The sequence below is a fragment of the Mycobacterium sp. TH-M15 genome (assembly GCF_057473705.1).
In genome coordinates, this window is the sequence record NZ_JBYCLB010000338.1 from 1 (window position 1) to 12,156 (window position 12,156).

The window sequence follows — 12,156 nt, forward strand, 5'->3', positions numbered from 1 at the left end:
GCTGCCATCGAACCCATACCGACAGCCTCGCCGACCACCCGGTTCAACCGCAGAAACGACACACCGGATATCGCCGGTTACTGACCCACGCACCTAGAGGCGCCGCTGAAGTTTCAGGCGCCCGGCATCACGGTTCAGCTGGGATTGGGCATCGGCCGGCTGGTCTTCCGGGCGCTCAACAGCGTCGAGGTGGTGCTGGTGGCGGTGCTCGTCGCGGCGGTCGCGTTCGATCCGCCGGAACCGGTTGCGCTGGCCGGGATCGGTGTCGCGGCGGCGGTGTTGGCCGGTCAGCTGGTGGGGGTGCGACCCCGGCTGGTCCGCCGCTCCGATGCGGTCCTGGCCGCGGCCGACGCACCGCCGGGCGGGCTGGTGCACCGCTCCCGCGCGCATTACGCATACGCGGCGCTGGAGCTGGTCAAGGTCGCTGCGCTGCTGGCCGCCGGGGCCGCTCTGGCGCTTTTGCCGCAGTGCCCGGTGTGAAAAACCCGGACCGACGGCGCCCGGCCCGCGTGCGCCTTCGTAGAGTGTCAACGACCGCCGCGAACAGATCCGGCTGCCGACGAAGGGCACTTCGATGACTGAGCGAACGTTGGTGTTGATCAAGCCGGACGGCGTCCGTCGCGGCCTGGTGGGGGAGATCATCGGCCGGATCGAGCGGAAGGGCCTGACCATCGCGGCGCTGGAGCTCAAGCCCGTCGACGAGCCGCTGGCCCGCAAGCACTACGCCGAGCACGAGGCCAAGACGTTCTTCGCCTCGCTGGTGCGGTTCATCACCTCGGGTGCGGTGGTGGCGGCGGTGGTGGAGGGTCCGAACGCGATCGCGGCGTTTCGTCAGCTGGCCGGGGCCACCGATCCGGTGGCCCAGGCCGCGCCGGGCAGCATCCGCGGTGACTTCGGGCTGGAGACCCAGTACAACCTGGTGCACGGCTCGGATTCCGCGGAGTCGGCGGAGCGCGAGATCGCCCTGTGGTTCCCCGATTTCAAGCCGCCGGTGGTGGCGCCGGGCGTCACGCTCGCCTGACCTACGTGGACCCGGCGGGCCGTCAGAGCGCTTGCACGGCCTGCCGAATCCCGAGGTAGGTCGCTTCGTCGTAACCGACCAGCCGCGCCTCGACCACCGCCGTGGATGTGGCGCTGATCGTCTGCACCGCCGCGGCTATCGCGTCCGCCAGCGGCCAGCCGTACACGCCGGCGCTGATCAACGGGAACGCAATGGTACCCACGCCGAGTTCGTCGGCGACCTCCAGCGATCGGCGGTAGCACGACTCGAGCAGCGCCCGGTCGCGCTGGCCGGCGCGGTAGTTCGGCCCGACGGTGTGGATCACCCACCGGGCCGGCAGATCGCCCGCGGCGGTCCAGCCGGCGTCACCGGTGGCCAGCCCATCCGGGAAGCGCGCGATGCAGTCGCGCAGGACGGCGGGCCCGCCGGCGCGGTGGATCGCGCCGTCCACGCCGCCGCCCCCGCGCATGGCGGTGTTCGCGGCGTTCACGATCGCGTCGACGTGCTGCGCGGTGATGTCACCACGGACAGCGGTCAGGGTCGGCATATCGGGCCTCCCGTGCCGGCAGGTCACCGCTCGAGCATACGGCGGCATGGCGACGCATCATGACAGCAAGATCGCCGCTGTTATGATGACAGCATGCGAACCACGGTGACGCTGGACCCGGACGTGGTGGCGGCATTACAGCGTGCGGTGCGCGAACGCGGAACGTCGTTCAAGGCGGTGCTCAACGACGCGGTGCGGCGTGGGTTGAGCGGCCAGCCCGACCGGCGGCGTTACCGCACGCCGAGCCGCGACATGGGACTGCGTGACGGGGTCGACATCGACAAGGCGCTGGCACTGGCGGCAGCCGACGAAGACGCCGAGACCCTGCGCAAGCTCGCGCTGCGCAAATGAGGCTGCTCGACCTGAACATCCTGGTGTACGCGATCGACGAGTCGTCGCCGCGGCATGCGCCGGCCCGAAACTGGCTGGATCAGACGCTCTCCGGTTCGGACACCGTCGCCTTCGCCTGGCAGGTGCTCATCGGTTTCGTCCGATTGTCGACGCGCCCAGCGGTGTTCGCCCGGCCGTTCGCTGTCGATGAGGCGTTCGACGTCGTCGACGAATGGTTGCAGCAACCATGCGTCACGATGCTCCACCCAACCGACCGCCATGCCAGCGTCGTCCGTGGCCTGCTGGCCCCGCTCGGCACGGCGGGTAACCTGACCAGCGACGCCCATCTCGCCGCTCTGGCGGTCGAGCACGGAGCCGAATTATGCTCCACCGATGTTGATTTCAGTCGATTCCCGGGTGTGCGGTGGATCGACCCGATCGCCGACACGCGCTGAGGAGAAGGACCGGATGACACTCACGAGCCGCGACCAGCACGACGACTGGGACATCGCCACCAGCGTCGGCTCCACCGCGGTGATGGTGGCCGCGTGCCGCGCGGTGGAGACCGCCGGGCCGGACCCGAAGATCTCCGACCCGTACGCCGCCGTTCTGGTCTCCGGCGCGAATTCCGGCGCCTGGGAGCACCTGCTCGACGCCGACATGCCCGCCAGACTCGCCGCGGCCAGCGCCGAGACCGTCGCGCTGTACACCAACATGCTCGGCTACCAGGCCACCCGCACCCACTTCTTCGACACCTGCCTGACGGCGGCCGCGCAGGCCGGAATCACCCAGGTGGTGATCCTGGCGTCCGGGCTGGATTCCCGCGCCTACCGGCTGGACTGGCCGGCCGGCACCATCATCTACGAGATCGACCAGCCGAAGGTGCTGGCCTACAAGGCGACGGCGCTGGCCGCTCACGGCGCAACGCCCACCGCCGAGCGCCGCGAGGTCGGCGCCGACCTGCGCGGCGACTGGCCGGCCGCGCTGCGCGCCGCCGGGTTCGACCCGGCCATCTCGACGGTCTGGCTGGCCGAGGGGCTGCTGGTGTACCTCAACGCCGAGGCGCGGGAGCTGCTCTTCGACCGGATCACCGAGCTCAGCGCGCCGGGCAGCCGATTCGCCACCGAGGGCGGAGCGCCCCGTCGCGACGGCGTACCGGTCTGGATCCGCTTCGTGCGCGCCGCCGCCGAGCTCGGCATCGAGCAGAGCGTGGTCATCGAGGACCTGGTGCACCCGGTGCGCCCCACCCCGGTCGAGTTGCTCGCCGAACGCCGCTGGCGGGTCACCGAACATCCGGTGCGGCAGGCGATGCAGGCGCTGGACCGCTGGGTCGAGGTGCCCGGCGCCGAGGATGAGGCGCGGCAGGCGGTGTTCGTCACCGGTGGGCTTGCGGACTGAACAGCACAAAAATACTGTGACTAGCTAACTATCTCCGGTAGGGTGGGTGCGGCGGCGACGACGTCCACGAACCGGGGAGAGGGTCCAATGTTTCGATCGGTGCTGGTCAAGGTGGGTGCCGCGGGAGTCGGCCTGGCATTGTCGCTGACAGCGGCAGCCGGGACCGCCACCGCCGAACCCGACATGACGGCGGTGGTGAACATGACCTGCAGCTATCCGCAGGTGATGGCGGCGTTGGATGCCGAATCGCCGGAGGCCGCGGCCCAACTCAACGCATCGCCGCAGGCGACGGCGATGCTGCAATCCTTCATCAATTCACCGCCGGCCAAGCGGCAGAGGATGCTCGACAAGCTGCAGCGCAACCCGAAGGCCCAGCAGTACGCGGACCAATACGTCGGCCTGGTGATGCAGGTGATCGGGACCTGCAACAACTACTGATGTTGACCGCCGGGTTGTCGCCTTTCGACCGGCTTCGCCGGGTTGTATGGGATACTGGCGATCGGGTGAACGCCACCACACCGGTGGCCGACATCCGGATGAAGAGTTAGGCGAGTGCGACCATCCCCGTGGTGCGGCGCCCATTGCCCAGCCCTCATTCAGCCAGGCGCCGAGTGAGTTCAACGAGAGCCGCTCGGGGCGAGACCCCCACAAGCCCGGGGATTCACCCGGGTGCATAGCGAAAAGCCCTCGCGTGGCCGCGTCGCTCGACGCGCCCGAGGGCTTAAGGAGAGTACGTGGCCGATGATGCGCTTTCTGCAGAAACACCCGCGGTGCCGGCGCACCCCGACGAGTTGCCGGACCGGCTCCGGGTGCATTCCCTGGCCCGGACGCTGGGCACCACCAGCCGACGGGTCATCGACGCGCTGACCGAGCTTGACGGGCAGGTTCGTAGCGCCCAGTCCACGGTGGATCAGGCCGACGCGGCCCGGGTGCGCGACCTGCTGGCCGCGGCCGGTCCCGACCCGGGCGATCCCAGCGACCCGGACCCGCCCGACGAGCCCGACGTGCCCGACGAGCCAGAGTCTCGGCTGATGCTGGAGACGACCCCGGATTCGTCCGGGTATATGCCGCTGTTCGTCGCACCGCAGCCGCGGTCCGAGGTCGCCGAGCCGGCCGAGGCCGAGTTCGACGCCGACGACGCCGACGGCTCGGACGCCGACGACGAGGATCGCCCGGCGGGCCGGCGGCGCCGGCGCGGCCGGCGCGGACGGGGCCGTGGCCGCGGATCGGACGACCGCACCGACGTCGACGACGACACCGAGGACGTGGGCGCCGACGACACCGCCGGTGCGGACGTCGACGACGAGGAGAACGGCGCCGCCGACGAGGCCGGCAACCGGCGGCGGCGGCGCCGGCGGCGGCGGAAGTCCGGCACCGGCGGCGACGAGGCCGCATCCGCCGACGACCCGCCCAACACCGTCGTGCACGAGCGGGCGCCCCGATCCAGGTCCGCCAAGGGCGGCAAGGAGACAGCCGACGACGAGATCAAGGGGATCAACGGGTCGACCCGGCTGGAGGCCAAGCGGCAGCGCCGGCGCGACGGCCGGGACGCGGGGCGGCGTCGGCCGCCGATCCTGAGCGAGGCCGAGTTCCTGGCCCGCCGCGAGGCGGTCGACCGGGTGATGGTGGTGCGGGATCGGGTTCGCACCGAACCGCCGCACACCGGCGCCCGCTACACCCAGATCGGGGTGCTGGAAGACGGCGTGCTGGTGGAGCACTTCGTCACCTCCGCCGCCTCCACCTCGCTGGTGGGCAACGTCTACCTGGGCATCGTGCAGAACGTGCTGCCGTCGATGGAGGCCGCCTTCGTCGACATCGGCCGGGGCCGCAACGGCGTGCTCTACGCCGGCGAGGTGAACTGGGAAGCGGCCGGGCTCGGCGGGGCCAACCGCAAGATCGAGCAGGCGCTCAAACCCGGTGACTACGTGGTGGTGCAGGTCAGCAAGGACCCCATCGGTCACAAGGGTGCCCGGCTGACCACTCAGGTCTCGCTGGCCGGTCGCTATCTGGTGTACGTGCCGGGTGCGTCGTCGACCGGGATCAGCCGCAAGCTGCCCGACACCGAACGGCAGCGGCTCAAGGAGATCCTGCGCGAGGTGGTGCCGGCCGGGGCCGGGGTGATCATCCGCACCGCCTCGGAGGGCGTCAGGGAAGAAGATATCCGGGCCGACGTGAACCGGCTGCAACAGCGCTGGGAGCAGATCGAGGCCGCCGCGGCCGAGGCCACGGAGAAGGCGGCCGGTGCGGCGCTGACGCTCTACGAGGAACCCGATGTGCTGGTCAAGGTGATCCGTGACCTGTTCAACGAGGATTTCTCGCAGCTGATCGTCGCCGGCGACGACGCCTGGGCGACCATCAACGACTACCTGAACTCGGTGGCGCCGGAGTTGGGGTCCAAGCTCACCAAATACGAGGTGGTGACCGGTCCGGACGGGCAGCCGGGGCCGGATGTGTTCGCGGTGCACCGGGTCGACGAGCAGCTAGCCAAGGCGATGGACCGCAAGGTCTGGCTGCCGTCCGGCGGGACCCTGGTGATCGACCGGACCGAGGCGATGACCGTGGTCGACGTCAACACCGGCAAGTTCACCGGCTCCGGCGGGAACCTCGAGGAGACGGTCACCAAGAACAACCTGGAGGCCGCCGAGGAGATCGTCCGGCAGCTGCGGCTGCGTGACATCGGCGGCATCGTCGTCGTCGACTTCATCGACATGGTGCTGGAGTCCAACCGGGATCTGGTGCTGCGCCGGCTGACCCAGGCGCTGGCCCGGGACCGGACCCGCCACCAGGTGTCGGAGGTGACCTCGCTGGGGTTGGTGCAGCTGACCCGCAAGCGGCTGGGCACCGGGCTGATCGAGGCGTTCTCGACGTCGTGCCAGCACTGCGCCGGCCGTGGCATCGTGTTGCATGCCGACCCGGTCGACTCGCCGGCCCCGGGACGCAAGTCGGAGTCGGGCGGCCGCCGGGGTAAGCGTGCCAAGAAGGCCAAGGCCGAAGAGCCGGCGGTGGCCAAGGTTCCGCCACATCAGCCCGGCGACCACCCGATGTTCAAGGCGATGGCCGCGGCCAACGGCCGGCACGACGACGAGGAAGCCGAGGAGCTTGGGGAGTCCGAAGTCGAGCCGTCGGCGGAGGCTACCGACGAGCAGCCGATCGTCGGCCGGGGTGGGGCACCCGACGACGACTACGACGACACCGACGACACCGACGACGAAGACGAGGACGACGAGGTCGATCTCGACGACGACGACGAAGACTTCGACGACGACCTGGACGTCATCGACGACTCGGACGACACCGACCAGGACGATTCCGACGACGCCGACGATGCGGTGGGCGGCGCCGCCACGGCACCGGCCCCGGTAGCCACTCGCCGGCGTCGCACCGCGGCCCGGCCCGCCGGTCCGCCGGCGCACGAGGGTTGATGCAGATTCCGTTCGTCGACGCGGTGTCCAACGCTTTCGGCCGGCGCTCCGCCGACCTCAAGCTCACCGAGCGGCTCGGACCGGCAGCGAACGGCGCCGGTGACGACGACCTGGGAGGGCTGCCGACCGACACCGTCCTGCTGCTGCAGCGGATGGAGAACCGGCTGGTCCGGCACCACCTGCACAACCCCGGCGTGCTGCGCGACGACGATCTGCGCCGGCTGCGGTACGTCCTCAACTTCGCCAGGCTGGTCGACTTCGAGCCCGGCGCCGCCGGGCCGGGTGGAGCCAGGGGTCGTGGCGACGTGTCGGTCGGAGACGAGGTCGCCCCCTGGCGGGCCCGGGTGGCCGACGCCCTGGCCGGGCCGCTGCGCGACGAGAAGGACGCACCGACCGCGCTGGCGGCGGCCCGTGCGGTCCTCGCCGGCCTCGCCGATGACCAGGACGAGCAGCGCAGATCGCTGGTCGCGCGGCACGCCAACGCCTTCTCCGCCGCCGAGCTCGACGCCGAGGTCGGCTACAAGAAGCTGGTCACCGTGCTCGGCGGCGGTGGCGGTGCCGGTTTCGTCTACATCGGTGGGATGAAGCGGCTGCTGGACGCCGGTCACGTCCCCGACTACCTGGTCGGCTCGTCGTTCGGCGCGATCATGGGCGCCGTCGTCAGCCGGGCCGTCCCGGTGCCGTTCGAGGAGTACGTCGACTGGGCCAAGACCGTCTCCTACCGCGGCATCCTCGGACCCGACCGGCTACATCGGCGGCACGGGCTCACCGGGGCGTTCGCGCTGCGGTTCGACCGGTTCGCCGACGCGCTGTTCAGCCGCGCCGACGGCGAGCGGATGCGCATCTGCGATTTGGCGATCCCGTATGAGGCGGTGGTCGCCGGCGTGCGCAACCAGTCGTTCACGGTGCTGCCGTCGAAGTTTCGCCGGGAGAAGCTGGCGGCGCTGCGGCTGCGCTCGATCCCGCATCTGCCGATCGGGATCGGACCGCAGGTGGCGGTCCGGATGTGGCAGACGGCCGCGTTCATCGACGCCCGGGTGACCAAGCCGATCGTGATCGGCGGCGACGACGCGACCCGTGACCTCAACGTCGTCGACGCGGCGTCCTTCTCGTCGTCGATCCCGGGCGTGCTGCACCACGAGACCAGCGATCCCGCCATGGTCCCGATCCTCGACGCGCTGCTCGACGAGAACGACGTCTCGGCGCTCGTCGACGGTGGCGCCGCCAGCAACGTCCCGGTCGAGCTGGCCTGGAAGCGGGTGCGCGACGGCAAGCTCGGCACCCGCAACGCCTGCTATCTGGCCTTCGACTGCTTCCACCCGCAGTGGGACCCGAAGCACCTGTGGCTGGTCCCGATCACCCAGGCCATTCAGCTGCAGATGGCGCGCAACGCGCCCTACGCCGATCACCTGGTGCGGTTCGCGCCGACCCTGTCGCCGGTGAACCTGGCACCGTCGTCGGCCGCCATCGACGGCGCCTGCGAATGGGGGGAGCGCAGCGTCGACAAGGCGGTGCCGGTGGTCTCCGCGCTGCTGAAACCGACGTGGTGGGAGGGTGACCGACCCGCGGTCCCGGGCGCGGCGGCCGAGCGGCGCGAGGTGCCGGCGGCGGCGTCGATGAGCGCGGTGATGGCGCCCGGCGGGCGTTTTGCCCGGTGGCGGCGCCGTCGCAGGTCCGGTCGCCGGGGTTGATGGCGGGTTTGACCGGGTTGCCGCTGGTCACGTACCCTTGACCAGTTGTCGCCAGGCCCGCAGGCCGGCACATCCCCAGTTCACCGCGCGTGCCCGATGATGCGCGCGTATCGATGAGTGAAGCAGAGGTAGACGCAACGATGGCGACCTACGCAATCGTCAAGACCGGCGGCAAGCAGTACAAGGTCGCCGTCGGGGACGTGCTCAAGGTGGAGAAGCTGGACTCCGAGCCCGGCGCCAAGGTGACGCTGCCGGTGGCCCTGGTGGTCGACGGTGCCACCGTGACCACCGATGCCGCCAAGCTGGCGAAGATCTCGGTCACCGGTGAGGTGCTCGAGCACACCAAGGGCCCCAAGATCCGGATCCACAAGTTCAAGAACAAGACCGGCTACCACAAGCGGCAGGGTCACCGGCAGCGGCTGACCGTGCTCAAGGTCACCGGAATCAAGTAGCGGGAGACTACCGACATGGCACACAAGAAGGGCGCTTCCAGTTCACGCAACGGGCGCGACTCCAATGCCCAGCGGCTCGGCGTCAAGCGGTTCGGCGGCCAGGTGGTCAAGGCCGGCGAGATTTTGGTGCGGCAGCGGGGTACTCATTTCCATCCGGGCATTAACGTCGGTCGCGGTGGCGACGACACGCTCTTCGCGACGTCCCCCGGCGCGGTCGAGTTCGGCGTCAAGCGCGGCCGCAAGACGGTCAACATCGTTCCGGTCGCCCGCGACTGAGCGTCGCGAGTGTGCCACCGCGGCGACGAATCGCCCCGCCGCGGCCGCACACTCGGCGTGGGATAGGTGATGTGCGATGCCCCGGTTCGTCGACCGCGTCGTGATCCATGTGCGGGCCGGCGACGGCGGTAACGGCTGCGCGTCCATCCACCGGGAGAAGTTCAAGCCGCTCGGCGGCCCGGACGGCGGCAACGGCGGACGCGGCGGCAGCGTTGTGCTGGTGGTCGATCCCGGAGTGCACACGCTGCTCGACTTCCATTTCCGCCCGCACATCATCGCGCCGTCGGGTAAGCAGGGCATGGGCGGCAACCGGGATGGTGCCGCCGGCGCCGACCTGGAGGTCAAAGTTCCCGACGGCACCGTGGTGCTCGACGAAGACGGCCACCTGCTGGCCGACCTGGTGGGGGCGGGATCGCGTTTCGAGGCGGCGGCTGGCGGCCGTGGTGGGCTGGGTAACGCGGCCCTGGTCTCCCGGGCCCGCAAAGCCCCGGGGTTCGCCCTGCGCGGCGAGCCCGGGCGGTCGCACGACCTCACCGTCGAACTCAAGACCGTCGCCGACGTCGGCCTGATCGGGTTCCCGTCCGCCGGAAAATCCTCGCTGGTATCCGTCATCTCGGCGGCCAAGCCGAAGATCGCCGACTACCCGTTCACCACGCTCGCCCCGAATCTGGGCGTGGTCTCGGCGGGCGAGCACACCTACACCGTCGCCGACGTGCCCGGCCTGATCCCCGGCGCCTCGGCGGGCCGCGGGCTGGGCCTGGATTTCCTGCGCCACATCGAGCGCTGTGCGGTGCTGGTGCACGTCGTTGACTGTGCGACCGCCGAACCGGGACGCGACCCGGTCTCCGACATCGACGCGCTGGAGGCCGAGCTGGCCGCCTACACCCCGTCACTGCAACTGGATTCGACGCTCGGCGACCTGGCCGACCGGCCGCGGGCGGTGGTGCTCAACAAGGTGGACATGCCGGAGGCGCGCGAGCTCGCCGAATTCGTCCGCGACGACATCGCCGGCGAGCGCGGCTGGCCGGTCTTCCTGGTGTCCACGATCAACCGGGAGGGATTGCGGGCGTGGACCGTCGCACTGGCCGATCTGGTCGAGGCCTTCCGCGCGGCCCGGCCGGCACCGGTGCCGCGCCGGCCGGTGATCCGCCCCCGGCCGGCCGGTGAGGCCGGGTTCTCCGTGGCGGCCGGCGACGACGGCGGTTTCCTGGTCCGCGGCGAGCGCCCGGAGCGCTGGATACAGCAGACCGATTTCGACAACGACGAGGCGGTCGGTTACCTCGGCGACCGGCTGGCCCGGCTGGGCATCGAGGACGAACTGCTGCGGTTGGGCGCTCGGCCCGGCTGCGCGGTGACGATCGGCGAGATGACCTTCGACTGGGAGCCGGCCACCCCGGCCGGCGCCGACCAGGCCCCGATGACCCGGCGCGGCACCGACCCCCGGCTGGACCGCACCGACCGGGCCGGCGCCGCCGAACGCAAAGCCGCCCGCAAGCAGCGACGCGAGCACCATGAGTCGCACAGCCGGCGACGATGCAGAGCGACGCGATGAGGAGGAGCGGCGCCGATGAGCACAGCCGGCGACGATGCAGAGCGAAGCGATGAGGAGGAGCGGCGCCGATGAGCACAGCCCGCGACGCGATCCGCACCGCGCGCAGCGTCGTGGTGAAGGTGGGCACCACAGCGCTCACCACGCCGACCGGGATGTTCGACGCCGCGGCGCTGGCCCAGCTCGTCGATGCGATCGAGGGCCGGATGAAAGCCGGCTCCGATCTGGTGATCGTGTCGTCCGGGGCGATCGCCGCGGGCATCGAGCCACTCGGACTATCCAAGCGGCCAACGGATCTTGCCACCAAGCAGGCGGCGGCCAGCGTCGGGCAGGTGGCCCTGGTGAACGCCTGGAGCGCCGCGTTTCACCGCTACGGCCGCACCGTCGGGCAGGTGCTGCTCACCGCGCAGGACGTCTCGATGCGGGTGTCGCACACCAACGCCCAACGCACCCTGGACCGGCTGCGGGCGCTGCACGCGGTGGCGATCGTCAACGAGAACGACACGGTGGCCACCGGCGAGATCCGGTTCGGCGACAACGACCGGCTCTCGGCGTTGGTGGCGCACCTGGTCGGCGCCGACGCGCTGGTGCTGCTCTCCGATGTCGACGGCCTCTACGACGCCGACCCGCGCAAGGGTGCGGCGCGGCCGATCCCCGAGGTGGCCGGGCCGGCCGACCTGGCCGGCGTGGTGGCCGGCCGCGGCAGTCACCTGGGCACCGGTGGGATGGAGTCGAAGCTCTCCGCGGCGCTGCTGGCCGCCGACGCGGGGGTGCCGGTGCTGCGGGCCGCGGCCGCTTACGCGGCCGCGGCGCTGACCGACGCGACGGTGGGCACGGCGTTCGCCGCGCGACGGCAGCGGCTGTCGGCGCGCAGGTTCTGGGTGCGCTACGCCGCCGAGGCGGCCGGTTCGCTGACCCTGGACGACGGTGCGGTGCGCGCGGTGCTGACCGAGCGACGCTCGTTGCTGGCGGCCGGCGTCACCGCGGTCTCCGGGGTGTTCCACGGCGGCGACGTGGTGCAGCTGTGCGGACCGGACGGCCGGGCGGTGGCCCGCGGTGTGGTCGGTTACGACGCCGCCGAACTGGCCGGCATGATCGGCCGCTGCACCGCCGATCTGCCCGCTGACGAGCGGCGGCCGGTGGTGCACGCCGACGACCTGGTCGCCGTCTAACCTAGTTCTCGCCGGGTCTCGCACGGAATCGCGAGACCACCAGGGCCACCAGCGTGTCGATGAGCTCCTCGGCGCCGGTCTGCCATTTGTCGGCGTTGAGGTGGCCGCTCATCTCCATGTCGGCGATGCCGTGGGTGCCGGCCAGCAGCAGGCTCCGCAGCGCCGGGCGAGATGGCCGGGAAGGGAATCGCCGCCGCCGACCGGCTGGCAGCGGCGATGACGCGCCCGGTGCCCGGCTACTTCTGCGAGGCCCACCACAACAACGACTACGCGCAGCAGCCCCGCACCGCCGTCGACGACCTCACCTGGCGGTGCGGCC

General features: G+C 71.0%; 13 protein-coding genes. 12 read left to right on the plus strand and 1 reads right to left on the minus strand.

Annotation, left to right across the window (positions count from 1 at the left end):
* Positions 1–144: 144 nt before the first annotated feature.
* Positions 145–480, plus strand: coding sequence for a hypothetical protein (locus tag AC2VNT_RS08195; RefSeq protein WP_486946380.1), 336 nt, complete (start codon positions 145–147; stop codon positions 478–480).
* A gap of 94 nt (positions 481–574) precedes the next feature.
* Positions 575–1,021 carry a nucleoside-diphosphate kinase gene (gene ndk, locus AC2VNT_RS08200; protein WP_486946381.1) on the plus strand — a complete coding sequence of 149 codons (447 nt, stop codon included), beginning with the start codon at positions 575–577 and terminating at the stop codon, positions 1,019–1,021.
* A 22-nt stretch (positions 1,022–1,043) separates the two neighbouring features.
* On the opposite strand, the gene AC2VNT_RS08205 is transcribed toward ndk, so the two are convergent.
* Positions 1,044–1,547 (minus strand): O-acetyl-ADP-ribose deacetylase, encoded by a 504-nt coding sequence (locus AC2VNT_RS08205; RefSeq protein WP_486946382.1) that lies wholly within the window; start codon positions 1,545–1,547, stop codon positions 1,044–1,046.
* A gap of 93 nt (positions 1,548–1,640) precedes the next feature.
* On the opposite strand from AC2VNT_RS08205, the gene AC2VNT_RS08210 reads away from it, so the two are divergent.
* From AC2VNT_RS08210 to proB, 10 genes are all read left to right on the plus strand, one after another.
* The gene (locus AC2VNT_RS08210; protein ID WP_486946383.1) at positions 1,641–1,898 is read left to right on the plus strand and encodes a ribbon-helix-helix domain-containing protein; all 258 of its coding nucleotides are present in this window, start codon (positions 1,641–1,643) and stop codon (positions 1,896–1,898) included.
* On the plus strand, positions 1,895–2,332 hold the full coding sequence (locus AC2VNT_RS08215; RefSeq protein ID WP_486946384.1) for a TA system VapC family ribonuclease toxin: 438 nt from the start codon (positions 1,895–1,897) through the stop codon (positions 2,330–2,332). The genes AC2VNT_RS08210 and AC2VNT_RS08215 overlap by 4 nt, the downstream gene beginning before the upstream one ends.
* A 13-nt stretch (positions 2,333–2,345) precedes the next feature.
* Complete coding sequence (locus tag AC2VNT_RS08220; protein WP_486946385.1) at positions 2,346–3,275, plus strand: SAM-dependent methyltransferase; 930 nt, start codon at positions 2,346–2,348, stop codon at positions 3,273–3,275.
* An 87-nt stretch (positions 3,276–3,362) separates the two neighbouring features.
* Positions 3,363–3,713 carry a hemophore-related protein gene (locus AC2VNT_RS08225; RefSeq protein WP_486946386.1) on the plus strand — a complete coding sequence of 117 codons (351 nt, stop codon included), beginning with the start codon at positions 3,363–3,365 and terminating at the stop codon, positions 3,711–3,713.
* Between the two features lie 296 nt (positions 3,714–4,009).
* Positions 4,010–6,697, plus strand: a complete 2,688-nt coding sequence (gene rne / locus AC2VNT_RS08230) for a ribonuclease E (protein ID WP_486946387.1) — start codon at positions 4,010–4,012, stop codon at positions 6,695–6,697.
* Positions 6,697–8,388: a patatin-like phospholipase family protein gene (locus AC2VNT_RS08235; protein ID WP_486946388.1), complete on the plus strand. Its 1,692-nt coding sequence runs from the start codon at positions 6,697–6,699 to the stop codon at positions 8,386–8,388. The genes rne and AC2VNT_RS08235 overlap by 1 nt, the downstream gene beginning before the upstream one ends.
* A 140-nt stretch (positions 8,389–8,528) precedes the next feature.
* Positions 8,529–8,840, plus strand: a complete 312-nt coding sequence (gene rplU / locus AC2VNT_RS08240; protein WP_486946389.1) for a 50S ribosomal protein L21 — start codon at positions 8,529–8,531, stop codon at positions 8,838–8,840.
* 15 nt (positions 8,841–8,855) lie between these two features.
* Positions 8,856–9,116 carry a 50S ribosomal protein L27 gene (gene rpmA / locus AC2VNT_RS08245; protein ID WP_486946390.1) on the plus strand — a complete coding sequence of 87 codons (261 nt, stop codon included), beginning with the start codon at positions 8,856–8,858 and terminating at the stop codon, positions 9,114–9,116.
* A gap of 76 nt (positions 9,117–9,192) precedes the next feature.
* Positions 9,193–10,668 carry a GTPase ObgE gene (gene obgE, locus AC2VNT_RS08250; RefSeq protein WP_486946391.1) on the plus strand — a complete coding sequence of 492 codons (1,476 nt, stop codon included), beginning with the start codon at positions 9,193–9,195 and terminating at the stop codon, positions 10,666–10,668.
* A 68-nt stretch (positions 10,669–10,736) separates the two neighbouring features.
* Complete coding sequence (proB, locus tag AC2VNT_RS08255; protein WP_486946392.1) at positions 10,737–11,837, plus strand: glutamate 5-kinase; 1,101 nt, start codon at positions 10,737–10,739, stop codon at positions 11,835–11,837.
* Positions 11,838–12,156 lie beyond the last annotated feature (319 nt).